The 22,727-nt window shown below is 52.0% G+C and carries 24 protein-coding genes; 10 read left to right on the top strand and 14 right to left on the bottom strand.

Annotated features, from left to right (window positions below; translation table 11 throughout):
- Positions 1–117: 117 nt before the first annotated feature.
- The 3 genes from BUA28_RS03330 to BUA28_RS03320 all read left to right on the top strand — a co-directional run bounded on the left by BUA28_RS03330 (position 118) and on the right by BUA28_RS03320 (position 1,196).
- The gene (locus tag BUA28_RS03330) at positions 118–336 is read left to right on the top strand and encodes a hypothetical protein (protein WP_072766734.1); all 219 of its coding nucleotides are present in this window, start codon (positions 118–120) and stop codon (positions 334–336) included.
- A 176-nt stretch (positions 337–512) separates the two neighbouring features.
- On the top strand, positions 513–800 hold the full coding sequence (locus BUA28_RS03325) for a hypothetical protein (protein WP_072766733.1): 288 nt from the start codon (positions 513–515) through the stop codon (positions 798–800).
- 189 nt (positions 801–989) lie between these two features.
- Positions 990–1,196: a hypothetical protein gene (locus tag BUA28_RS03320; RefSeq protein WP_072766732.1), complete on the top strand. Its 207-nt coding sequence runs from the start codon at positions 990–992 to the stop codon at positions 1,194–1,196.
- Between the two features lie 187 nt (positions 1,197–1,383).
- Here the strand turns inward: BUA28_RS03320 and BUA28_RS03315 are convergent, their stop codons facing one another.
- The gene (locus tag BUA28_RS03315) at positions 1,384–2,151 is read right to left on the bottom strand and encodes an MBL fold metallo-hydrolase (protein WP_072766731.1); all 768 of its coding nucleotides are present in this window, start codon (positions 2,149–2,151) and stop codon (positions 1,384–1,386) included.
- A 231-nt stretch (positions 2,152–2,382) separates the two neighbouring features.
- Complete coding sequence (locus BUA28_RS03310) at positions 2,383–4,638, bottom strand: EAL domain-containing response regulator (protein WP_072766730.1); 2,256 nt, start codon at positions 4,636–4,638, stop codon at positions 2,383–2,385.
- A 650-nt stretch (positions 4,639–5,288) separates the two neighbouring features.
- On the opposite strand from BUA28_RS03310, the gene BUA28_RS03300 reads away from it, so the two are divergent.
- Positions 5,289–5,699: a phage holin family protein gene (locus BUA28_RS03300; protein ID WP_072766728.1), complete on the top strand. Its 411-nt coding sequence runs from the start codon at positions 5,289–5,291 to the stop codon at positions 5,697–5,699.
- A gap of 233 nt (positions 5,700–5,932) precedes the next feature.
- Here BUA28_RS03300 and bioD read toward each other — a convergent pair whose 3' ends face one another.
- The 5 genes from bioD to bioB are packed head-to-tail and all read right to left on the bottom strand — an operon-like array spanning position 5,933 to position 10,625.
- Positions 5,933–6,607 (bottom strand): dethiobiotin synthase, encoded by a 675-nt coding sequence (bioD, locus tag BUA28_RS03295; RefSeq protein ID WP_072766727.1) that lies wholly within the window; start codon positions 6,605–6,607, stop codon positions 5,933–5,935.
- A 13-nt stretch (positions 6,608–6,620) separates the two neighbouring features.
- The gene (bioC, locus tag BUA28_RS03290; RefSeq protein WP_083569880.1) at positions 6,621–7,511 is read right to left on the bottom strand and encodes a malonyl-ACP O-methyltransferase BioC; all 891 of its coding nucleotides are present in this window, start codon (positions 7,509–7,511) and stop codon (positions 6,621–6,623) included.
- 7 nt (positions 7,512–7,518) lie between these two features.
- Positions 7,519–8,325 (bottom strand): pimeloyl-ACP methyl ester esterase BioH, encoded by an 807-nt coding sequence (gene bioH, locus BUA28_RS03285; protein ID WP_072766725.1) that lies wholly within the window; start codon positions 8,323–8,325, stop codon positions 7,519–7,521.
- Between the two features lie 43 nt (positions 8,326–8,368).
- Positions 8,369–9,538 carry an 8-amino-7-oxononanoate synthase gene (gene bioF / locus BUA28_RS03280; RefSeq protein ID WP_072766724.1) on the bottom strand — a complete coding sequence of 390 codons (1,170 nt, stop codon included), beginning with the start codon at positions 9,536–9,538 and terminating at the stop codon, positions 8,369–8,371.
- A gap of 55 nt (positions 9,539–9,593) precedes the next feature.
- Entirely contained in the window at positions 9,594–10,625 is a 1,032-nt protein-coding gene (gene bioB, locus BUA28_RS03275; protein WP_072766723.1) for a biotin synthase BioB, read from the bottom strand.
- A gap of 189 nt (positions 10,626–10,814) precedes the next feature.
- On the opposite strand from bioB, the gene BUA28_RS03270 reads away from it, so the two are divergent.
- Together BUA28_RS03270 and trmL are read left to right on the top strand one after the other, a co-directional pair.
- Positions 10,815–11,495: a ComF family protein gene (locus BUA28_RS03270; RefSeq protein ID WP_072766722.1), complete on the top strand. Its 681-nt coding sequence runs from the start codon at positions 10,815–10,817 to the stop codon at positions 11,493–11,495.
- 13 nt (positions 11,496–11,508) lie between these two features.
- Positions 11,509–11,973, top strand: coding sequence for a tRNA (uridine(34)/cytosine(34)/5-carboxymethylaminomethyluridine(34)-2'-O)-methyltransferase TrmL (gene trmL, locus BUA28_RS03265; protein ID WP_072766721.1), 465 nt, complete (start codon positions 11,509–11,511; stop codon positions 11,971–11,973).
- 40 nt (positions 11,974–12,013) lie between these two features.
- On the opposite strand, the gene BUA28_RS03260 is transcribed toward trmL, so the two are convergent.
- The 5 genes from BUA28_RS03260 to BUA28_RS03240 all read right to left on the bottom strand — a co-directional run bounded on the left by BUA28_RS03260 (position 12,014) and on the right by BUA28_RS03240 (position 14,850).
- Positions 12,014–13,015, bottom strand: a complete 1,002-nt coding sequence (locus tag BUA28_RS03260; RefSeq protein WP_072766720.1) for an NAD(P)H-dependent glycerol-3-phosphate dehydrogenase — start codon at positions 13,013–13,015, stop codon at positions 12,014–12,016.
- Positions 13,012–13,497: an SH3 domain-containing protein gene (locus tag BUA28_RS03255; protein WP_072766719.1), complete on the bottom strand. Its 486-nt coding sequence runs from the start codon at positions 13,495–13,497 to the stop codon at positions 13,012–13,014. Before BUA28_RS03255 ends, BUA28_RS03260 begins: the two co-directional genes overlap by 4 nt.
- Positions 13,498–13,499: 2 nt before the next feature.
- Complete coding sequence (gene secB, locus BUA28_RS03250; protein WP_072766718.1) at positions 13,500–13,991, bottom strand: protein-export chaperone SecB; 492 nt, start codon at positions 13,989–13,991, stop codon at positions 13,500–13,502.
- 174 nt (positions 13,992–14,165) lie between these two features.
- Positions 14,166–14,423 (bottom strand): glutaredoxin 3, encoded by a 258-nt coding sequence (grxC, locus tag BUA28_RS03245; protein ID WP_072766717.1) that lies wholly within the window; start codon positions 14,421–14,423, stop codon positions 14,166–14,168.
- A 10-nt stretch (positions 14,424–14,433) separates the two neighbouring features.
- Positions 14,434–14,850 carry a rhodanese-like domain-containing protein gene (locus BUA28_RS03240; protein ID WP_072766716.1) on the bottom strand — a complete coding sequence of 139 codons (417 nt, stop codon included), beginning with the start codon at positions 14,848–14,850 and terminating at the stop codon, positions 14,434–14,436.
- 333 nt (positions 14,851–15,183) lie between these two features.
- Here BUA28_RS03240 and gpmA point away from each other — a divergent pair, with 333 nt between their 5' ends.
- The 4 genes from gpmA (at position 15,184) to BUA28_RS03220 (ending at position 19,856) form a co-directional block, all read left to right on the top strand.
- The gene (gene gpmA, locus BUA28_RS03235; RefSeq protein ID WP_072766715.1) at positions 15,184–15,933 is read left to right on the top strand and encodes a 2,3-diphosphoglycerate-dependent phosphoglycerate mutase; all 750 of its coding nucleotides are present in this window, start codon (positions 15,184–15,186) and stop codon (positions 15,931–15,933) included.
- 120 nt (positions 15,934–16,053) lie between these two features.
- Positions 16,054–17,286 (top strand): murein hydrolase activator EnvC family protein, encoded by a 1,233-nt coding sequence (locus tag BUA28_RS03230; protein ID WP_256325394.1) that lies wholly within the window; start codon positions 16,054–16,056, stop codon positions 17,284–17,286.
- A gap of 37 nt (positions 17,287–17,323) precedes the next feature.
- Entirely contained in the window at positions 17,324–18,754 is a 1,431-nt protein-coding gene (locus tag BUA28_RS03225; protein WP_072766714.1) for a S41 family peptidase, read from the top strand.
- 313 nt (positions 18,755–19,067) lie between these two features.
- Positions 19,068–19,856 carry a HesA/MoeB/ThiF family protein gene (locus tag BUA28_RS03220; RefSeq protein ID WP_072767049.1) on the top strand — a complete coding sequence of 263 codons (789 nt, stop codon included), beginning with the start codon at positions 19,068–19,070 and terminating at the stop codon, positions 19,854–19,856.
- A gap of 423 nt (positions 19,857–20,279) precedes the next feature.
- Here BUA28_RS03220 and slmA read toward each other — a convergent pair whose 3' ends face one another.
- Both slmA and argB read right to left on the bottom strand, forming a co-directional pair.
- Entirely contained in the window at positions 20,280–20,891 is a 612-nt protein-coding gene (gene slmA, locus BUA28_RS03210; protein ID WP_072766712.1) for a nucleoid occlusion factor SlmA, read from the bottom strand.
- A 192-nt stretch (positions 20,892–21,083) separates the two neighbouring features.
- Complete coding sequence (gene argB / locus BUA28_RS03205) at positions 21,084–21,968, bottom strand: acetylglutamate kinase (protein ID WP_072766711.1); 885 nt, start codon at positions 21,966–21,968, stop codon at positions 21,084–21,086.
- Positions 21,969–22,727: the final 759 nt, after the last annotated feature.

The raw sequence follows: 22,727 nt of genomic DNA, 5'->3' as shown, positions 1-22,727 counted from the left end.
CTACGCCGATCGGTAAATGATTTCCGGAAAACGACCTACTTCGGTATGGCTAGTTTGAATGATCCGGAAGCTTTTGTTACACTACGGTTTCTCTTTGAAACTATAGGATGAATTAATATGAAATACATGCTCCTCGCCGCTGCCGTAACGGCATTGACGCTGACCGCTTGTGACGGCAAAAAACATCCTATGGATAAGCCGCCTCCCTCCGCTTCGGTTGAACGTGACTCAGCGCCCAATTTTGACGAACTTGATAAACCTTCGGCCGACGTTGCGGCGGGCGGTCAGGGCGCGACAAGTGATGGTGATGCAAAAAAAGAAGAACCCGCCAAATAAAAAACTGATGTGATTATTCATCAATAGGGTCTACAAGATCTATGACTCATTCGAAAGCTCGCGGATACCAAACTCAGCCACAGTTTTGAGGTAATTTCGACTTGTTTGGGGGTATTTTTGCTATATAATATGATCCGCGACAACCTATTTCTATTTTTATTAAGGACTCCCCGATAATGAAACTATCACTTCTTGCCGCTGCTTTGATGGCACTTGCTCTCACAGCGTGCGACAGACCAAAACAAGCCTTGCCTGAGAATTCCACTACATATGGAACCAGAACAGAAGAAGGCACGACGATGGATCAAGAACGTGCCGCTGCCGGTACCCCAACTGAACAAACTGCCGCTGCTCCGGATGGCGAGGACGAATTCTCAGGCCAAGCCGTTCTCCCCGGGCACGCGCTTGATGGCAATGGCAACCCCATAAAGGAAGGTCAAAGCGCCATCCCAGCCGCTCACTAATAAAGTGCGCAGGCAAAAAAAAGCCATCCTCAGGATGGCTTTTTTATTGATCAGAAAGCGCACTGGATAACCTCGCATCAACCTCCATATCATCCATTTGCGGAACTTGTTGTCCGGCCTGCGCTTGAGAAGCAAAACGTTTTGCCACATTAAGTTTAAGTTTTAAATCAACTTGGAGAGAATTAGATAATGAGACTCACATTCCTTGCTGTAACCTTTGCGGCACTCGCCATGACCGCCTGTGGCAAGCCAAACCAGGCGCTTCCCGAACAGGAAAAAGATAATTTCGCCAAGATTATATCGCAATCCGCCGCCCCTGCTGAGCCGGATTCCGCTGCTGGAGAAAGCACAGGCGATTCTGCTGACAGCGACCCTTCGTCCACCGAAGCCAAATAGATACCAGGGTCGAGTCCGCCCAAGAAAGATAGCGTTATGTTGGCGGCACCGGCGAAGCAAAAAAGATGGTTTTGAATGTGCTGAAGTAAGCAATATCACACCGAAAAAAGCCGCCCTCCACTTGAGATGGGGCGGCTTTTTTCGTTCCACAGGTTGTATCTACAAACTGAACCATGCAATGAGTCTTTCAGATCAGCTGGCGCCAGCTAAAGCCATCGCTTTGATCCGCGACGCCAATCCAGTCTACTTCACAGTTCAAGGCGCGGCTCAGCATTGTTTGCGCAAGCAGCGGAGTATTGTTTTTTTGGCTCAAATGCGCCGCGATCACGTGTTGAAGGCGGCTGCAGTCAAGACTTGCCAGAAGATTCGCTGAGGCAGTGTTCTCGAGGTGGCCCAGACGCCCCCCTACGCGTCGCTTGAGACTTTGCGGATAGTTGCCGTTTGCGAGCATCTGCGCGTCGTGATTGCATTCCAGCACCAGTGCATGACAGTGGCTCAAGGTCGCCTCGATGTGGGGGGTGGAACACCCGGTATCGGTCAGAACGCCCAGCCGCGATGCGCCATCTCCAAATACAAACTGCGCGGGTTCCTGAGCATCGTGTGGAACCGGATAAGGCTCGATCTCGATGTCCCCGATGGAGAAACGCTGGTAGTCCTCTATAACATTAACTCGTGGCAATAACGCAAACGCCTTCTCTGCACTGCGCAGGGTACCGTGCGTAAGCCATACCGGAGTACCAAATTTGCGCGCAAACCGCGCGACTCCACCGATATGATCGTCGTGCTCGTGAGTGACGACAATTGCATCGATCATGCCGGGCTCGAGGCCGAGCCGTGTAAGCCGAATGACGGTTTCCTTCAATGTAAAACCGCAATCCAGCAGCAATCGGGTATCCGCTACTTCGACTACAAGACCGTTACCTTGTGAACCGCTACCTAAACAGGCAAAACGCATGTTTGATCAGAAAGAAAAAGTTTTGAAAAAAAACAATACAGAGACATGAGAGAGCCGTTCGGTCTTTTCGGCATACAGGTCGACCTCCGGATTTGTGCCACCCATTGAACCTGAATCCAGTCGGCCCACTGTTTTCCCCGGGCTGGCAACGAGGCCCGATGATCGAAAGGGATTTTTTGTACCCCGTGAGTTTCGTTTTGTTGGGGTTAGCTTGCTCAGGAGGATTCAGGATTATACGTTAACGGGGGGCCCTGGCTTGAGAACCCTGTTACTACCTGAAAGTAATTCGAATATTTTATCCGGGGGAAGCGGCCGCGCAAAATAATAACCCTGGATTTCGTCGCACCCGCGCTCACGCAAGAAATCGAGTTGTTCCACCGTTTCCACACCTTCGGCTACCACCCTGACATTAAGGCTGTGGGCCATGTCGATAATTGCAGTTGTGATTGCAGCGTCCGCCGAATTTGTAGTAATTTCCATAATAAAGGAACGGTCGATTTTCAACACATCGATAGGGAATCGTTTTACGTAGGCGAGGCTCGAATAGCCGGTCCCGAAGTCATCAATCGAAATCTGGACCCCCAGTATTTTCAATCTCTTGAGAATACCGGTTGTTTTTCTGGCGTGCGTCATCAGCGAACTCTCGGTCAGCTCTAATTCCAGCAAATCGGAATCGATACTGTTCTCCCTCAGCGCTCTTTCTGTTTGCAATTCAAATTCAAGCAATTCCGGATGCACATCGTTCTCCTGCGTCGCCCGAATGACGTCCTCGTTGAGCGTACTCTGAAGGAATTGCCTGCCGGACACATTGACCGATATCGGAATCTCCCCTGCTCCCGCGCGCCGCCACTCCGCGATCTGCCTGCATGCACTATCGATAACCCAGGCGCCCACCCGGTTGATCAATCCGGTTTGCTCGAGATCTGGTATGAATTCCGCAGGCGCGACGAAACCGTACCCTGGACGCTTCCATCTTATCAGTGCTTCCACCCCCGTGATCCGGCCCATCGAGAGCTCGACTTTCGGCTGATAATGTAAAACGAATTCATTTCGGTCGAGGGCCTCCCGCAGCGCATTTTCCTTATCCAGCTTCTCGATTGCCCGTGCGTTCATTTCTGCCGTAAAGAAACGATAAGTATCTCTGCCAGCCCTTTTTGACCGATACATCGCGGCATCGCCATTTTTGATAAGGGTGTCCGCATCCATTGAATCCGACGGATAAATGCTGATTCCGATGCTTGCTGTTACTGTGATTTGATGTCCCTGCAAGGTGAAAGGTTGGCGTAATGCTTCCCGGATCTTGCTCGCAACCATGCCCGCATCCCCTGAACCGTCAGGAGTAACGAGTATGCAGCCAAACTCATCGCCACCCAGCCGCGCAACCATGTCGGTGATACGCAAGCACTCCAGTAGACGATGGCTGAACTGACGCAGCAATTCGTCCCCCAACGCATGCCCCAGCGCGTCGTTTATACTTTTGAAATTATCGATACCGATAAATAGCAGGGAGATGATACGGTGATTCATTTCGGCTTGTTTGATGATGTTCTGGACCGATTCATCAAACAGAATACGGTTGGGGAGGCTGGTAAGAGCGTCATAATGCGCAAGCTGCGGTAGCTGTTGGTCAGCCTCCCTGCGAAGCGTAATGTCTTCCATCATCCCTACAACTCGATATACCCCCATCGAATCCTTTATCGGAAAGGTGCGGGAATGCATCCAGCGTATCGTATTATCCGGTAGGAGCAGCCGATAATCATGATCGGCTCCGCCGTGCGGCAACTCGGCCGCTTCACGAATGACTCGTTCCATATCTTCCGGATGAATCGCCTCGAGAAATTTTTCCGGCGTGTCGGAGCGCGCGATACGCCGGCCCGTCATCTTCTCCCAAGCGGGGTTGACGTAACGAAACGTTTTATCATGGATATCCCATATCCAGAAGATTTGAGGGAGGTTGGCGGCAAGCTGATCGACCAGCTCTCCCGTTTCGTTCTGGGCAGCCGTCCGCACGTTTTGCGTGGCGTCAAGGCCCGAAATAAATCGTTGCAGCTCTTTCTGCAGCAATTTGATTTCCAGCACATCATGGATATGAGTCAATACGTTGAGGCGGTCAAAGGGCTTGGTGATAAAGCCTTTCGCACCGGCACGCAATGCCCGCTCCTTATGCTCCGGCTGGGCAGTGATCACCAGAACAGGGAGACGTCCGTCCGATTCAAGCCGGGGCCCGGCCTCGCGATCTATTTCTGATTCGACCAGCCTCAGGCCTTCCATTACCTGGAATCCATCCATTTTTGGCATCATCAGGTCGAGCAGAATGAGATCATATCGATTAGCGCGATGGAGATCACAAACTTCGAGCGGATCCACTGTCGAAGCAATTGATGTGTAGCCAGCGGCAGAGAGCATGGCACGGATCAGTTCGACATTAACTCTCCTGTCGTCCACGATCAGGATGCTGGCATTGAGAATATCGGAAGAAGTCGTCATGGAGCTCTACTTAATGTTTTGTCAAAACCATTAGCAATGGTTTATCCGTATTGGTTGCCCATCTTTGGCCCATCTTAACGCTTGATAATTCGATTTATGCTTGTCACCTGTCGCTCGTCACCTGTCTTCCCTTCGCTCGCACCTAGGACGCATCATTCGCTTAATGGATCAAGAAAACGCCCATTTCGAGTGCGGCGCAATAGCTACGCGAACGCATCATAGTCCTGTTCATCGTAAGCAACAATACTGGATGAGAAACATCGAACCATTGAACATGAACGGGGACTGGAACCGGCCTTTAGCCAGAGGATGCACTATTGAACATAAGCAGAATTCGTGCCAAATTCTTAAAGGCACTGTTTCCGGGCATGAAGGGGTTTTTACAGGGGACAGTAATATCTATTGTAAAATTTGCCGATAAGCAATCAGGCCAACGTGGAAATGACATCCTCGTGCAAGTAGCGCCGTCCTGGCCGGTAACCTTCCAATGGAGGACATCTTCTTCCATGTTTGGAGTAGCAAAAAATCAGTATAAACCGAAAAGGTGATAATTGTAATCTCGTCCAAGCGAATATCGGCACTCTCGCTCATCCTCATCCGCCAGCAAAGCGTACGATATACTACCCGTCGAATAAATTCCGGACCGACCCATGCTACACAACATAACTGTATTTCTGGCACACTGGGCAATAATCGCGATCTCGCTATGGCTAACGAGCTTTCTCTTTCACGGCATTTCGTTTACAAGTAAAAAATCCCTACTCATATCGGCGCTGCTGTTAGGTTTTGCTAATGCTGTCATCAGACCTGCCGTCATCGTTTTAACAATTCCATTGACACTGATCACATTTGGTTTTTTTTTGCTGGTCATCAATGCCCTCATGATGCTTCTGGTATCGACGCTCGTCCCGGGGTTCAAGATTTCCGGCTTTTGGACCGCATTTTTTGCGAGTATCGTCGTAACGATCATTAGCATATTCGCAGGTATGATTATTTTCCCATCAGAAGATACGCTGCTCAATGTCCCCGCGGTCCCCGCCCCTCAAGGCATAATGATCTGAGACAGCAGAATGTGAGTGGATGGGTATGTGTACATTATCCATCCACTCCGAATAAAGTATGAACGAGAGTTCTGGCAGCCTGTCGGACTAAAGAATGGCAGCGAAAAAGTGACTGGATGAGGGCAGATTTTGAGGATTTTGAAGGCCAATAGTTATTCTATTGGCTGAAAAAGCGGCAGAATATAAAACCAGCCAGACGCTTTTGCAGCCGATTTCTTAAGTCAGACAGGCTGCTAGGCTTCCGCCTCCATCTCCGCAACGTTCAGCAACATCGACAATTTTTCGGTATCGGCATTGGGCTCAAATGGCAGAACGCCCAAAAGTGGGCAGCCCAGCCGCTGCGTTAAGGCGGACACATTCTCATCGAGCGCGGTCATTTGGAAGTCGATCTGGTTCGCCACCCATCCAACGAGCGGCAGCCCAGTCGCTCGCACAGCCTGGGCGCTCAGCAGCGCATGGTTAAGGCAGCCAAGCTGCATCCCTACGACCAGAATCACCGGTAAACCCAATGCTTTCGCCATGTCGGCACTGTCTTGATGGTCATTGAGCGGTACGAGAAAACCGCCGACGCCCTCGACAATCACTACATCGGCAATTTTTTCCAGTTCCAGGCAGGCTTGAAGAATGATATCGATGTCGATGTCGATGCCCGCCCGGCTCGCCGCAATATGCGGTGCAATCGGTGGGACTAATGCGTAAGGGTTTATCTGTTCGCGTGATGCGGTGACATTGCTTGCGGCTGCAAGTAATTCCACATCCACCCATTTACCGTTCTCACAACCCGCCGCCACCGGTTTCATGCCTATAGCAGTTTTGCCCTGTGCCGCAAAAGCATGCAGCAACGCGCAACTAACCAGGGTTTTGCCCACACCCGTCCCGGTACCGGTAATGAAATAACCTTTTGACATAAGAAGTCGCCGCTCAGGCAAGGCCGAGTTGCCGTCTGAGCTCAGGTGTAACGATGGTTGTTCGCGGCTGGGGTTTCCAGGCATGGCCATAAACTACTTCAAAGGTCGCGGGTAATTTTCCTTCTTTCCGCAAAATCTCGTACTGGCTTATCGCTTTTTGCCACGCGTTTTTCCCGGTTAACCCCCTCCGCCTTCCCTGGGTGACATTATGGGCGCCGATGGCTTTGAGATCGCGCATTACGCCGATCACGTCATCATAGGTCAACGTAATATATTCCATATCCATGACAGGCGTAGCGAAACCGTTATGTACCAGCATGTCGCCGATATCGTGCATGTCCGTGAAGCGATTGACATGATTGTAGTCATCCATGTGGCGGAATGCCTGGCGCAACTCTTTCAACGTATCTGGACCAAAGGTGCTGAACATGAATAAACCGCCGGTTTGCAGGACTCGACGTACCTCGGCAAATGTCTGCTTGAGGTCATTGCACCATTGCAGCGCCAAGTTGGACCAAACAAGACCCGCACACGAATCCGCCAACGGTATCTGTTCTATGTCGCCCACGATATAGTTGGCATGATGCCCACGCTTGTCTCCAACAGACTTCAATAATTGCCGCCACCAGGGTATCGCAGGCCGGGCCTGCAAATGCATTGCCGGGGCAATGTCGATCGCCAACAGGCGGGCCGCCGGATAGCGCATGAGTAATTCGCGTGTGCCGTAACCCGTGCCGCTGCCGGCATCGAGGATGACATCCGGTTTGTATTTAATGTATTCGAGACGCGCCAGCATACGATGGCAAATTTCGCGCTGCAACACCGCCGCCTGGTCGTAATGCGGAGCTGCCCGTCCAAAAGCGTTGCGCATCTGGCGCTTATCGATGGTATGGTCGTAGTTCACTTGGTTTTCAATGCCCATACGTTAGCGGATGAGCCAGCCGAAGCATGGCGGTCACAAATCGATCGGGATAAGATAAGAACGGGGCATGGCCGCAGCCTGGCAGCATGATCAGCTCCGAATTTTTCAGTTGCTGGTTCATCCATCTTGCTGCATCAGGATGCGTAATGACATCATTCTCACCCTGAAAAAGTAAAACCGGCTGCCTGATATTTCTGATTTTGTCACGCAAATCGCTCGATAACAGAATCTGTAATCCCGCCTCCAACGCGGCATCATCCGGTTTACTGCGTTCGAACAGGCTCTCGCGCAACTGCACCAATGCTGAGGCTGTGCCGCTGCCGCCGCCACTTATCTGCAACGTCAGGAATCTTTTCATGGTAACGGAATAATCCCGTTTCAAATTTTCCGTGAATAATTGCAACGTGGCGGCCTCCATTCCCCATTGCCAGTCGCTATGTCTGACAAAGCAGGGAGTGGTGGAAATCAACGCCAGTTTTCTGACACGTAATGGTTCTCGCAATGCAAGTTCGATGGCTACCTGTCCGCCCAGCGACCATCCGCAAACAATAAAGCTTGCGGGCAAAACATCCGCGAGCATCTCAGCCATGCCTTCAAGCGTAGCACTTTGCGAACCCGGTGCATGAGCCGGACTGGAGTTCCGGCTGAAGCCGTGCCCCGGCAAATCTACCAGATGCAGCCGGAAATGCTGGGCCAGATGATCGGATACGTCCCGCCACATACCGCTGTGCATGGCCCATCCGTGCAGCAGAACAATATCGGGACCCGATCCGATCGATTCAATATGAAGGTTCATTGACCACGGAACCCCCGACCATCGGGAATCATTATTCGACGCTTCACGAGTTGCTATCCAGTTCTCTTAGCGCTTTCCCCAGCCGTGCAACGTCTTCCATTCCATGTGTAGCGGACAATGAGATCCGCAGCCGGGCCGCGCCTTGCGGAACGGTAGGCGGACGAATTGCCGGAACCAGGATTCCGTACGCACGTAGCGCCGCGCTGATTTGCGAGGCCTTTTCGCTTTCGCCGATGAGCAGGGGCTGGATGGCAGTATCCGACGGCAATAGTTTCCAGCGCAACGATTGCATTTCTCGTTTAAGCGCTGCGGTAAGTTGCACGAGGTTCTCGCGCCGCCACTCTTCTCGCTCGATCAACTCCAGGCTCGTGAGCAAGGCGTGGGACAATAACGGGGGAGCCGCCGTGGTATAGATGTAGCTTCGCGCATACTGAACCAGGGTTTCGATAACCTCCGCTTCTGCGGCGACGAAAGCGCCGAATACACCTGCCGCCTTGCCGAGAGTCGCCATATAGATAATGCGCGGCGAACGGATATTGAAGTGTGCCGACACTCCCCTCCCCTGCGGGCCAAGCACGCCAAACCCATGCGCATCGTCGAGCAACAGCCAGGCATTGTATTTTTCGCACAACGCCAACAGATTGGCCATCGGGGCAATATCTCCATCCATGCTGAACACCGCATCGGTCAACACAAGTTTATGTTTCGCCTGAGATGCAGCGAGTTGGCGTTCCAGCACAGCCAGATCAAGGTGCGGGTAGCGGATAAACTTCGCGCGAGAAAGCAGTGCGGCATCGTTGAGCGAAGCGTGATTGAGCTTGTCGGCAAATATCGTATCGCCACGCCCCGCCAATGCTGTGATCACCCCTGCATTAGCCATATATCCAGTGGAAAATAGTAATGCCCGGGAAAAGCCGGTGAAGTGCGCCAGCGCTTCCTCCAGCGCATGGTGTGCCGAGAAATGCCCACTGATCAGGTGGGAAGCGCCTGCGCCGACCCCATATTTCCGGGCTCCTTCGCAGACCGCTGCAATCAACTGTGGATGATTGGCGAGGCCGAGGTAATCATTGCTGCAAAACGAGAGATATTCTCGTCCTTCCACACAGACGTGCGTGTTTTGCGGGCCCTCCAGCGTCAGGCGGCGACGGTACAGCTTTTCCCTCTCCCGGCCGCGTAGTTGTTCGCGCAGGTGTTCAGCGAGGTTGTTGCGCATCTGGGAGGCTTCGCAGCTAAGCGGCAGGAGATCTGCTATTTTAGGGTTGAGGAACCTATATCGCGCTCAACCCCAATTTGTCAAATAACGCCTTGTCGCGTTCGGCTTCCGGGTTGCCGGTAGTGAGTAATTTGTCGCCATAGAAAATCGAGTTGGCGCCGGCAAGAAAACATAGCGCCTGCACGGCATCCGACATCTCCTGCCTACCGGCGGATAACCTTACCATTGCGGTAGGCATGGTAATACGCGCAGCCGCGATGGTACGTACAAATTCCAGGGGATCGAGGGCCGCGGTACCATGAAGCGGTGTACCTTCCACTTGCACCAGATGATTGATGGGAACGGATTCCGGGTAAGGATCGAGGTTGGCCAGTTGAGCTAACAGACCAGCGCGGGCATGACGCGACTCGCCCATGCCGACAATGCCGCCACAGCATACATTTATGCCCGCACGGCGCACTTTTTGCAAAGTGTCCAGCCTATCCTCGTAATGACGGGTCGTGATGACTTCCCCATAAAATTCTGGAGCCGTGTCGAGATTATGGTTATAGTAATCCAGTCCGGCTTGCCTGAGCTGCTCTGCCTGCCCCGGCTTCAGCATGCCAAGCGTGGCACAGGTTTCGAGCCCCAGCGCTTTGACAGCGCTAACCATTTGCGTCATTTTCTCGATGTCTCGCTGCTTGGGCCCGCGCCATGCGGCACCCATGCAAAAGCGGGAGGCCCCCTGTGCCTTCGCCGCCGTCGCTGTTGCCACCACCTCGTCAAGACCCAACATTTCCTGATTCTTGACATCCGTGTGATAGCGCGCTGCCTGAGGGCAATAACCGCAGTCTTCGGGACAGCCACCGGTCTTGACCGAAATCAATGTCGAGAGTTGCACTGCGTTGGCATCGTGATGTTGGCGATGAACCAACTGGGCTCGGTGAATCAAATCGTTGAAAGGTAAATCCAGTAATGCCTCGATCCGGGCAATATCCCATCGCGTTGATTCAGCTGCCGTGCCGGTAAGCTCGTCAGCGAATTTGCCCCCAGTGTTATCCGGACATCGTTCCAGATTAAAGATTACGTTGGAAGTAAGCTGGCTCATACCACATCCTTATCACGTTATATTTTCGTAAGCGTTTGTCCGACTCGCCTACGCTACAATGAACGAAGGAGCGGAAGCGCGGGGGAAGCGCCAAACCAATCCCATCATTCAGAATGACCTGTATCATTATGGATTGCGCTTTTCTTGTCAATTTTTTAATAGAAATTTTTGGACAACAGATTAAATATTATGCAGGCGTTATTCAAAAATAACTGCCTGCTCTGTGGCGCCAGCGCCACTGGCGACTTTTGTGCATCTTGCCGGGACAGTTTGCCTCATTCGCCACCCCATCAGTGTGCCGTGTGTGCATTACCCTTGGCGGAATCTCGTATCTGCGGTGCTTGCCTTGCAAAGCCGCCGGCATTCGATCATAGCGTGGCAGCGATGAGTTATGCCTTCCCGGTGGATGCGCTGCTACACTCGCTAAAATATCAGGCGAACCTTGCCATGGCCTCGGTGCTGGCAGATTTGCTGATAGCGCGGATTGATCCCGATGCACTACCGGACTTCATCGTACCGATGCCGCTGCATCCCGCCAGACTGCGCGAAAGAGGCTTTAATCAGGCACTCGAAATTGCCCGGCGCGTATCGAGAAAATCCGGTGTCGCGTTACTGCCGGATATCTGCCGTCGCATCAAGGATACGCCCTCCCAAACCGGGCTGCCATGGAAAGAACGCGAGAAAAATATTCGTAACGCATTCGCATGCGAGGCGGATCTCCGAGGCAAGCACGTTGCCATGCTGGACGATGTTATGACTACCGGTGCGACATTGAATGAACTGGCGAAGGCACTGCGTAAAAGCAGGGCTGCACATGTGAGTGGATGGGTGATAGCAAGAACGCTTTCCAGCCATGATAAATTTCCATGATTCCCGAACCCGAATGATCGACGTAATCCTGTACCAGCCTGAAATCCCGCCCAATACCGGCAACATTATCCGGCTGTGCGCCAATACAGGTTCGAAGCTGCATCTCATCCAGCCCCTGGGCTTTACTCTGGAAGATAAGCAGTTACTGCGCGCCGGGCTGGACTATCACGAGTTTGCCAGCATGACGGTTCATGCAAGCTGGAAAGCGTGCGCGGAGCAACTAGAGGGTCGCCGCGTTTTTGCTGCCTCTACGAAGGGAAAACATCGCTATGACCTGGCTTCATTCGAGAGCGGAGATGCATTTCTTTTCGGCGCGGAGAGCCGGGGACTGCCGGCTGAGATATTGGAAAGTTTTCCCGAGCAACGCCGCATCCGCGTGCCCATGGTGTCCGGTAGCCGCAGCCTCAATTTGTCCAATACGGTTGCGGTGGTCGTTTATGAAGCCTGGCGCCAGATGGGCTTCGGGAAAGCCAAATAAAACCTGGGTCAAGAAGGGCTTCTACCCACCCTCCAGCGGTTCAATAATTTTCGGTCTTCGGCTCGCGGTTAAGCAGCGCTTCCACTGCTTCTCGTGCCGGCACCCCATCATGAAGTATGCTGCATACCGCTCTGGTGATCGGCATTTCGATTTTCAACTCCTGGCTCAGCCGCAATACTTCCCCCGCTGTATGAACTCCCTCGGCGGTATGTCCTAATTCCCGCAGTATTGCCGGCAACGGACGCCCTGCTGCAAGCGCGAGTCCCACTCGCCGGTTGCGTGACAGATCACCGGTGCAGGTCAGTATCAAATCGCCCAGGCCGGTCAATCCCATGAACGTTTCCATACACCCGCCGAGTTTGAGGCCCAGACGGGCAATCTCGGCCAGACCTCGCGTAATCAACGCCGCTCGGGCATTGTAGCCAAGTGCGAGGCCGTCGCAGATTCCTGTGGCAATCGATATCACGTTCTTGACTGCCCCACCCGTTTCCACGCCAACGATATCGCTGCATGAATAAACGCGCAATCTCGCGGTATGCAATTGGGCCGCAACCCTCCGTGAAAAGTCTACATCATGAGATGCCAGAGTCAAGGCGGCAGGAAGGTTCTGCGCGACTTCCTGCGCGAAACTGGGGCCCGACAAAACGCCGCAAGGCGCCATCCCATCGTATTCTTCCTCCGCAACCTGATGAGGAAGCTTCGCGGATCCTGCCTCGAATCCCTTGCATCCCCATATGATCGGTACGGGTTTTCCGCAGGCAACAATTCCACGTAATGTCGCGCGCAACCCTGAAACCGGAACAACGATCAGAGCGAGTTCCGCCGCTTCAACAGCCACATCGAGAGCTGACGTCAACCGCAGAGAGTCGGGCAAGGGAAAAGCGGGGAAATAACGCTTGTTGACACGCTCGGAAACAAGCTCGGCAACATGCTGCGGATCCCTGGACCATAAAGTGACTTGGTGAGCGGAGTTGGAATTCGCACTGAGACTGATCGCCAGGGAAGTTCCCCAGGCGCCCGCGCCCAAAACGGTTATTCTCATGAACCCCAGACCTGGTTTGCTCTGACGTAACCGCTTTGACCATCGCGATGGCGCACTCTGACCCAACCATTGGCTGCTGACTCGAGCCATTCCATGATGACGCCTTGCTGCGCCTGGAATACAAGCGGCGAACTTGTATTCTCAGCCTGATACACCTCTGCGAGAGGGGCAGTAACGATGACATGGCGTTTTTCGCTCAATGCTTTTGCTTCTACCCAGGCCAGGGTACCTTCGCTATCGCGAATCTTGACCCAGCCTTCGACTTTCACCACGGCCTCTACCGGTAGATCACGACTTGCGGCATATAGCTTAACGGCCTTGAGTGATGGCGCGTCGTACATAATGACGGCATCATCGTTTATCGAGAAAAACTCCAGCGCCGCAATGGCAGGCGCCGGAAACGTCAGCACCACAATCCACAATTGCGTCAGAGCCCGCTTCAGCAGGACCATTCTCAATAATCCGGCCCACGGATATTTCATATCTAATGCGTTATTTTTTGTGTTTCTTCCGTTTTTTCCACCTTCTCTGCCGTTGCTGAATTCTGCTCGGCTTGCTGTTTACCTTGATAGTAAAGCGCTTCAAAATTGACAGGGCTTAGAATCACGGCGTGAAATCCGGCACGGGTAACAATATCGGAAACCACTTCACGCAAGTAAGGGAAAAGAATATTAGGGCACGCAATGCCCAGCACGGCGTCCATTTCAGCTTCAGGCACATGGCGAATCTGAAAAATGCCCGCTTGCTGCACCTCTACCAGAAACATCGTCTTTTCCTTGACTTTCGCGGTGGCGGTTATCGTCAGCAATACTTCATACATGCCTTCATCAATGCGCTCACTCTTGGTATGCAACTGAATGTTGACCTCGGGCGTTTCGCGATCAAGAAAAATTCGTGGCGCATTAGGTATCTCAAGGGACAAATCCCGAACGTAGATTTTTTCAATGCTGAAAACCGGCTGCTGCTGGTCGCTCATATGGGGCCCATAGGATAATCAAAAGGATAATCAAGAAAGAGTAATCGAAAATATCGTGTTAGCGTAAAGCATGCTCGCCGTAGGGATACAGATTCTGGAATCTTGAGCTGGCATCGGCTCAATGTTCGCTTTACCAAGGCTAAGCTCACTTTATTTTTTCTATCGCAACGCCAATCAGATTGCAAGGAGCTTTACCAGTCCATCGGTGCGGTCAAGCTTTGCGAGGTCATCGTAGCCACCCACATGAGTGTCGCCTATGTAAATTTGCGGGACGGTGCGGCGTCCCGTTTTTTCCATCATCTCGGCACGCCGTGCGGGGTCCTGATCTATACGAATTTTTTCTATTTCCGTCACCCCTCGGGCACGCAACATTCGCTCCGCCATTATGCAGTACGGGCAGAAAGCCGTGGAATACATGACTACCCTCGTCATCGGCACCCCTTTATTTTTTTACTATCGGCAAGTTTGCCTGCCGCCACGCATCGATGCCGCCTGCAAGGTTATATACGTGCGTAAAACCATTGCTGCGCAAGATAGAACGAGATTTGCCCGACGAATTCGTTCCGGTGCGATGTATTAATACAATCGGCTTGTCCTTGAATTTTTCAAGCTCGGAGAGCCGTTGCTCAAGCTTATCCGCAGGGATATGCTTTGCATTGGGTAAATGGCCCGCTTCGTATTCACTACCTTCGCGCACGTCCAGCGCCAACCCGTCCTTGTAATTGATCATTTGAACCGCTACCAGTGTGTCCACCTCGCCGCCGGAGCGGCGCGTCAGCATCGGCCACAACAGCATGCCACCGCTGGCCAGAGCAGCCACGATAAGCGCTATATTGTTTTGCAAGAATGACACGTCCATACTCCTTGATATACTTGACCGTGGATTTTATCAGAGACGGGAACATTGAGGAATTCTCTTGTTCCGCGGATAAAGAAGTACACATTCCCATGACTGGTCGGCGCAGAGTCCGACTGGACCACCAGGTTATGGGCGCCATGTTATGGGCGCCATGTATTGGCAAATGTGGCGCCGGGCGGCAAAAATCAGTTCGTTTCGTCTTGGGAACCCTCTGGTATTCAGGGCATTCAGGCTTGAACCTCTCTCCCATGCTGCGGCCGTGCCCGAAATACATTAAAATACTATAGCATTTCAAACCGCTTTGCGGAAAATCTCATCCTTTCTATAAACAATATGAAAAAACTCATCCTCCTGCGGCATGGAGAAAGCACGTGGAACAAGGAGAACCGGTTCACTGGCTGGACCGATGTGGATTTATCTCCAAAAGGTGTGGAAGAAGCGCAAAATTCCGGGCGCTTGCTGCGGGAATGCGGGTTTACGTTCGATATTGCATATACTTCAGTATTGAAGCGTTCGATTCGCACCTTATGGATCGTGCTGGACGAACTGGATCAGATGTGGATTCCTGTTAACTTGACGTGGCGATTGAACGAGCGCCACTACGGTGCGCTGCAAGGCTTGAACAAGCTTGAGACAGCACTCAAGTATGGCGAAGAGCAGGTGCAGATCTGGCGGCGCAGCTATAACGTTCGACCACCCGCGCTCAGCCCGGAGGATGAACGCTATCCCGGCTTCGATCCCCGCTATCGTAATTTAAAGAGAGAAGATATTCCGCTGACAGAATGCCTGCAGGATACCGTTGCAAGGTTTCTCCCCTACTGGAACGAAACCATCGCACCCCAGGTCAAAAACGGTCAGCGCATACTCATCGCTGCTCACGGCAATTCGCTACGAGCGCTGGTGATGTATCTCGACAATCTTTCCGAGCAAGATGTCATGCAACTCAATATCCCTACAGGAGTTCCGCTTGTGTACGAACTTGAGGAAGATCTGAAACCTATTCGAAGTTACTATCTCGGCGATCAGGCAGAGATCGAGCAAGCGATGCAGGTTGTAGCAAATCAGGGGAAAATATCACCTTAGCCATGAGTTCTACTCATCCGTTTCATTTGTACGTACGATAGTCTTCATCGTAGCTTGACAGTTTCCCCAGGTGAATCTGTATCGCGCCCGTGGCGTACGGCTTCTTCGGTAAAGATACGTTTGAAAATTTCATTCCTGCGCGATATCAATATATGGTTGAGTGTGATTTGCAAGCTTATTCTGGCTGGGGCACTGATACTGCCGCATTCGCTTCATGCAGCTCCCAAGGTTGAAAAGGAAGAGCTGAAGCAACTGCGCAGTCGAATTGAAAGCTTACAGGAAGAACTGGCGGATACGGAGGAGTCGAAATCGGGAGCGGCTGGTGCACTGCGCGAAGCAGAGCAGGCTATCAACGCCGCCAATCGTAAGTTGATAGCGCTTGCGCGGGAGCAACATGAAGCCAATGGAAAGCTAAGCCAATTAAAAACACAGTCCGGGCTGGTCGCGGAGGATATCCAGGCGCAACAGTTGCAATTGGGCAAATTGCTTTACCGGCAATATTTGGATGGAGGTAGTAAAAAAGAGTATCTGGGCCTCTTGCTCAATCAGCAAGACCCGAATGAAATTGCCCGTGATCTGCATTACTACGGCTATCTCTCCCGCGCACGCATGGAGGAAATAGATGCTCTCCGCGCAAATCTTCAACGGCTTGATGCGCTCGCCACCCAAAGCCGCGAAAAAACTGCGGAAATAACTGCGATCCAGGCTAAGCAGGCCGAGCATAAAAAACACCTTGAGAGAAAAAAAGCCGAGCGCGCAGAACTGCTCGCACAGATTTCGCTCCAGGCCGATCAGCAGCGGCTTGAAATCAGCAAGCTCAAGCGCGACGAAGATCGTCTGGCTCGGCTGGTAGACAAAATCGCTAAAATGCTCGCGCGGAAAAAACGGAGCTCCTCGCGCGGCCCCGGTTCCCTTAGCAACGAGAGATTGCCCGACGCTTCTACCCATGGAAGCCCGTTCTCGTCGTTGAAAGGCCGCTTGAGTTTGCCGGTACTGGGGGAACTTGCGAACCGCTTCGGTAGTCCACGTGCTGATGGGGGTATTACATGGAAAGGGTTATTCATTCGTTCGGCTATGGGTGGAGATGTGAAAGCCATTGCCGGTGGGCGCGTCGTATTTGCCGACTGGCTGAGAGGATTCGGCAATCTGATGATTGTAGATCACGGCAGCAGCTACATGAGCCTCTACGGTAATAACGAAACCGTCCATAAAAAGGTGGGGGATTCCGTTCGCGGAGGGGATACGATCGCTACGGTGGGAAACAGCGGTGGTAACCCCGAATCCGGTTTATACTTTGAATTGCGCCATCAAGGCAAACCGTTTGACCCTTTGAACTGGGTCAGAATAAAATGAGTAACGACACTGCGTGGACAAATGTGGAGAACGTTTAATGGGTAACAAGATGCGGCACTTTGGCTTGGTCATCTTCGGCGTGATCACCGGCGTGATGCTGAGCCTCAATTTTTCTGCCAATGCCGACAAGGAAACCCAGGGGGTGCTGCATCCTCTTCCAATCGAAGAACTCCGCGCATTCACTGAAGTATTCGGTCGCATCAAGAGCGATTACGTCGAGCCGGTAGAAGACAAAAAACTTATCACAGAGGCGATCAACGGAATGCTGACCGGCCTGGATCCACATTCAGCCTATCTGGACATGGATGCCTTCAAGGAACTGCAAATCGGTACGCAGGGTGAGTTTGGGGGACTGGGCATTGAAGTCAGCATGGAAGACGGATTCGTCAAGGTGATTTCGCCAATCGAAGACACGCCCGCGTTTCGGGCAGGCATCAAACCGGGTGACCTTATCATCAAGCTGGACGATACTGCAGTCAAAGGCCTCTCGCTTACCGACGCCATCAAGCGTATGCGGGGCAAACCCAACACCTCGATAACCCTCACCGTGTTGCGGAAGGGTGAGACCAAACCGCTGGTGTTCACGCTGGTACGGGCAGTCATCAAGATACAGAGCGTCAAGTCGAAGCTGATTGAACCGGGTTATGCATACATACGCATCACGCAGTTTCAAGAACAAACGGGCGAAAACCTGACCAAGGCCATCGATAAATTGTTCAAAGAGAGTACCGTGCCGATGAAGGGGCTGGTACTGGATCTGCGCAACGATCCCGGAGGCTTGCTGAACGGTGCCGTAGCAGTGTCTGCCGCCTTCCTGCCGGCCAATTCGCTGGTGGTGTATACCGATGGCCGTACTGAAGATGCCAAGATGAAGCTCAAAGCCAGCCCTGAATTCTACCTGCGCGATACAAAAAGCGACTATCTGAAGCGGCTACCAGCGGCGATCAAGACGGTGCCAATGATTACCCTGGTAAATGGCGGCTCGGCCTCTGCTTCGGAGATTGTCGCGGGCGCGCTTCAGGATCACAAACGGTCCGTCGTGATGGGCACGCAAACATTCGGGAAAGGGTCGGTGCAAACCATCCTGCCGTTGGGTAACAACACGGCCATAAAGCTCACCACTGCGCGTTACTACACGCCTAACGGACAATCCATCCAGGCTAAGGGGATTACACCCGATATCCTCGACGAATCCGCGAAAGATGAATTTGAGCGTTTGCGCGAAGCCGACCTGGACCGCCACCTGTCCAATGGAAAACCACAAGAGGCCAAACCTGCGACAGAAGCGATAAAGTTAGCACCCAAGCCCGAGGCCAAGATACTCAAACCGGAGAACGGAGAGGACAAAAACAAGAAACAGGAGCCCCCAGCGGAATTCGGCTCCAGCGGCGACCTGTTGCTGACCCAGGCGATGAATTATTTCAAAGCTAGCCCAGCGAACAAGAACTCGGCAAAAATAACGAATTGATTCTACCGGCGATTGTAGCAAAGCGGAGGAGTTAGAAAGCTATAGGTAATTCCTCCGTCGATCGGGTTACTGGCGTTACTGGCAATTTTTATAGCTCAGCCGGTCCTGCCTATGGCACACGTGCTTACACTGAGCAGTAGCATCAATAAGCACAGTGCATCGCATCGCATGAGAATTACATCCCCAATAATCCCGCCGCCATACTAGCGGGCGATGGGCATATATTGTCGTCCTGTAAGCCGTTTTGCCGTCCCCTCTCCCGGCAACAATGGATCTTGCTCCAGTGCCTCAACAACCGCTCGCCGTTGTGACCATGAATGACGACCAACTGCTGCGCTACAGCCGCCACATTCTATTGCCGCAAATTGGCATACAAGGGCAGGAAGCTTTAATTCGGTCACATGTACTTATTGTCGGTGCAGGCGGGCTAGGTTCGCCTGTGGCGATGTATCTCGCCGCAAGTGGTGTCGGCAAACTTACCATTTGCGACAGTGACGAAGTCGACCTGACCAATCTCCAGCGTCAAATCATTCACACCACTGGTCGTATCGGCACGGCCAAGACAAATTCCGCCAAAAAGACACTTGCCGGAATCAATCCCGAAGTCAACGTCATTGCGCTGAATGAGCGCATGGATGAGGAGAAATTGTTGAAAGTGGTTACGAATGCCGATGTCGTGGTAGATGCGAGCGATAATTTTTCCACCCGGCTTGCCATCAACCAGGCCTGTATCATTCGTAAAAAACCGCTTGTATCGGGCGCGGCAGTGCGCTTCGATGGACAGGTTGCCGTATTCGACCTACGTCAAAAGCACAGCCCCTGTTATCAATGCCTGTTTCCTGAAACCGGTGAAAACGAGGATATGCGTTGCGCTATTATGGGTGTGTTTGCGCCACTGGTAGGGATTATTGGTAGTGTGCAAGCAGCGGAAGCGCTAAAAATCCTGCTGAATATCGGCGAAACGCTGAATGGGCGTCTCCTGCTGCTCGATGGTTTGATGATGGAATGGCGTTCAGTCAAACTCAATAAGGATCCGGCATGCATGGCATGCCGTACGGATGAGCCTGCATGCAATACAACTGAGCCAGTTATGACCGAATAGGCACGCAATCGAGCGCCGCCTAACAAATCCTCACTGATCTCACGGTACATCGAGTCATCCCTATCTCACAAGCTTCTATATGAGGAAGACGATATTTATATTTTCTCAGCGGGTCTTAGGCTTGGGGATTATTATTCCCCCCGTTCGGTCGTTCCATATTACTGGGCTACAGCGATCTTCGTGTGCCATCCTTGTATTTTTCACAAGTAGGGCCACCTATTTCAGCCAACAGAGCGGACAGGGGCGGCGATTAGCATGAAATGGTTACGACCTGCTAGCTGGACTGTAACCTTCCTCGAAGCTGCGGTTCCGGATATCACGCCGGTGGTAGAGAACGCAGCCCTGGTTATCGCATTGCGTGCTTTGCCCTGGTTCAGCCCGGCGTACACGCGGCAGCGCAGTTCCCTGCCTGCCAGCAGCATTTCAATCATCGGCCGGAACAGCATGCTTGAATGCCTTACTTGAGAGTATTGCCCGGCGTTGCGCTTCCCAATACTCCATCGGATCTCGCTTGAAGCCGCTTTTGGCAAATTGATGCCAACGGCCTGTAATGTAGCACATCAGCATGTTTGCCTGGGCGGATATGTCCGAATCGGACGCGATTTCACGCTCACCGGCGGCGAAGCGCAGCGCCTGTTTCAGCGTCGCCTCCAACCGGTCGTGCAATTGATTGATGCGTGCTTGCAGGCGATCATTTTCATTTATCAGCGCATCGCCGATCAAGACTCTTGTCATACCGGGGTTCTTCTTCGCAAAACCAAGCAGTAGCGCTAAAATCCCTTCTACTTGCTTAACGCCACTTGACTCTTCCGTTGTCAACTTATTGATAAGGCTGAATAACGTTTTCTCGATGAACTCGATCAAGCCGTCGTACATCTGGGCCTTACTGGCGAAATGACGATAAAGTGCGGCCTCGGAAACATGCAGGTTGGCAGCCAGCGCCGCTGTAGTGATTTTCCCGGCACGGGGCTCTTCCAGCATCCCCGCCAGAACCTGCAGGATTTGATCTTTTTTTTCGCCGGGCTTGGCTGCCATGTATTCCTCAATTCGATAACTCTGTAATTCAAATTTTTTTAAGCCTGTGTCAAGCCATGACGGCTCAGGCGTAAATATTCACGAGATAAGTCGGAAAATATCGTTAGTGGCGATAACGCCATCTGGGTCAATGGAGCTGGAATGGAATTCGTACCCTGCCGTGGATCTCTGGTAAGGGCTCGCCTAATCCGCCTAGTTCGCCTTAATGAGCGTTCCCACGCCTTCATCCGTCATCACTTCAAGCAGCAATCCATGCTCGACACGCCCATCAATAATATGACATGATTTAACGCCACTTTTTACTGCGTCCAGCGCAGAACCAATTTTTGGTATCATGCCTCCCGAGATAGTCCCGTCGGCAAATAATTCATCTACTCTCTGCGCCGTCAACCCGGTTAGCAGGTTACCATCCTTGTCCAGCACGCCGGGGGTATTAGTAAGCAGTATCAGTTTTTCTGCATTCAGAACTCTAGCCAGCTCTCCCGCAACCAGATCGGCATTGATATTGTAGGATTCGCCATTTTTGCCCACGCCTACAGGCGCAATTACCGGAATAAAATCGCGTGTTTCCAGTAGCTCGATCAGAGTAGGATTTATGCTTTCTATCTCCCCTACCTGCCCGATATCGAGCCATGCGCCCGATTTCTCGCTATCCTGCATAAGCATTTTATTTGCGCGAATAAAGCTGCCATCTTTACCGGTCAAGCCAACTGCAAGACCTCCATGCTGGTTTATAAGGTTGACGATTTCCTTATTGATCAGTCCTAGCACCATTTCCACTACATCCATCGTTTCGGCATCGGTCACGCGCATTCCCTGGATAAACGCGCCTTGCTTGCCCACCCGCTTCAGCATATCGTTGATCTGGGGCCCGCCACCGTGAACGATTACAGGATTCATCCCTACTAGCTTCAGCAGCACAACATCGCGGGCGAAGCCTTGTTTGAGATGTTCCTCGATCATGGCATTACCGCCATATTTAACGACAATCGTTTTACCGTGAAAACGCCGAATATACGGCAAGGCCTCGGCCAGAATTTTAACTTTATCTTTTGCAGTAGTTTGGGATGATGACATGGCTCTTCTCGGTGGCGTGGCTTCTCGATAACTTTACGAGTATTTTTCAGGTTAAGTATTTTAACCTGGATGTTTCGTAAATTCGCGTGATGATTGCGCAGGATTTTGTTTTGTAGGGAGATTTTGTGAAAGAGTGGCGTAGTTATTCATACGCCCGACTGAACGAAATTTTCATACGAAACAAAAGACCAGCGAGGGCGCGCGTCAATTTATGAAACATCCGGGTTAGTATCAGCGCTTTGAGAAAAGAAGGAAATTCATCCTCGCTGTCCGATCACAGCCCAACCTTATGGAAGCGTTGGTTATAGCAGGCTGCCTCCCTGGATATGCCGAGCTGATCCATTAGGTGGTAACCAGACCGCCCCTTCCTATATTGCCGGTCTCACAATCATGCACAACCGCGAGAACGATCAGATGAAGCAATTATCCTGAATCCGACAGTTGAGCGCTCGATTTTTAGCTCATCTGTCAACTAAGCGCTATAGCCAAAAAAGATTTTTTGCATCCCTTGAGATTCACCTTTTTGGTGAGTTCACTCCACCCTGTCCAGCAGCCGGACTCAGGATAATTCGTAACAACGGCACAAATTGTGATCTTCTCAGCGAAAGCAGTGCGCTCTTCCTTCGGTTTGGGTTATTAATGAGGAGTGGCGAGAGAACTGCCTCCAGCACAGCCATCTTCGGGGGGTCAGGAATTTGACGTTATGCCTCGCATAGTGCCTATAGGAATAGTACAGATATCGTTTTGATCTTCGCTATT

The sequence above is a fragment of the Nitrosospira sp. Nsp11 genome, from assembly GCF_900142705.1.
Classification (GTDB): Bacteria; Pseudomonadota; Gammaproteobacteria; order Burkholderiales; family Nitrosomonadaceae; genus Nitrosospira.
This window is presented reverse-complemented; position numbering and strand designations above follow the sequence as displayed.

Coding starts and splice junctions, on each gene's coding strand:
- BUA28_RS03320 (WP_072766732.1), top strand. CDS start 990: ATGAGACTCACATTCCTTGCTGTAACCTTTGCGGCACTCGCCATGACC.
- gpmA (WP_072766715.1), top strand. CDS start 15,184: ATGAAAAAACTCATCCTCCTGCGGCATGGAGAAAGCACGTGGAACAAG.
- BUA28_RS03255 (WP_072766719.1), bottom strand. CDS start 13,497: ATGAAATATCCGTGGGCCGGATTATTGAGAATGGTCCTGCTGAAGCGG.
- BUA28_RS03315 (WP_072766731.1), bottom strand. CDS start 2,151: ATGCGTTTTGCCTGTTTAGGTAGCGGTTCACAAGGTAACGGTCTTGTA.
- BUA28_RS03330 (WP_072766734.1), top strand. CDS start 118: ATGAAATACATGCTCCTCGCCGCTGCCGTAACGGCATTGACGCTGACC.
- bioB (WP_072766723.1), bottom strand. CDS start 10,625: ATGAGCCAGCTTACTTCCAACGTAATCTTTAATCTGGAACGATGTCCG.
- bioD (WP_072766727.1), bottom strand. CDS start 6,607: ATGTCAAAAGGTTATTTCATTACCGGTACCGGGACGGGTGTGGGCAAA.
- trmL (WP_072766721.1), top strand. CDS start 11,509: ATGATCGACGTAATCCTGTACCAGCCTGAAATCCCGCCCAATACCGGC.
- argB (WP_072766711.1), bottom strand. CDS start 21,968: ATGTCATCATCCCAAACTACTGCAAAAGATAAAGTTAAAATTCTGGCC.
- bioF (WP_072766724.1), bottom strand. CDS start 9,538: ATGCGCAACAACCTCGCTGAACACCTGCGCGAACAACTACGCGGCCGG.
- BUA28_RS03220 (WP_072767049.1), top strand. CDS start 19,068: ATGAATGACGACCAACTGCTGCGCTACAGCCGCCACATTCTATTGCCG.
- BUA28_RS03225 (WP_072766714.1), top strand. CDS start 17,324: ATGGGTAACAAGATGCGGCACTTTGGCTTGGTCATCTTCGGCGTGATC.
- BUA28_RS03260 (WP_072766720.1), bottom strand. CDS start 13,015: ATGAGAATAACCGTTTTGGGCGCGGGCGCCTGGGGAACTTCCCTGGCG.
- BUA28_RS03270 (WP_072766722.1), top strand. CDS start 10,815: ATGCAGGCGTTATTCAAAAATAACTGCCTGCTCTGTGGCGCCAGCGCC.
- BUA28_RS03240 (WP_072766716.1), bottom strand. CDS start 14,850: ATGGACGTGTCATTCTTGCAAAACAATATAGCGCTTATCGTGGCTGCT.
- grxC (WP_072766717.1), bottom strand. CDS start 14,423: ATGACGAGGGTAGTCATGTATTCCACGGCTTTCTGCCCGTACTGCATA.
- BUA28_RS03310 (WP_072766730.1), bottom strand. CDS start 4,638: ATGACGACTTCTTCCGATATTCTCAATGCCAGCATCCTGATCGTGGAC.
- bioH (WP_072766725.1), bottom strand. CDS start 8,325: ATGAACCTTCATATTGAATCGATCGGATCGGGTCCCGATATTGTTCTG.
- secB (WP_072766718.1), bottom strand. CDS start 13,991: ATGAGCGACCAGCAGCAGCCGGTTTTCAGCATTGAAAAAATCTACGTT.
- slmA (WP_072766712.1), bottom strand. CDS start 20,891: ATGGCAGCCAAGCCCGGCGAAAAAAAAGATCAAATCCTGCAGGTTCTG.
- BUA28_RS03325 (WP_072766733.1), top strand. CDS start 513: ATGAAACTATCACTTCTTGCCGCTGCTTTGATGGCACTTGCTCTCACA.
- BUA28_RS03300 (WP_072766728.1), top strand. CDS start 5,289: ATGCTACACAACATAACTGTATTTCTGGCACACTGGGCAATAATCGCG.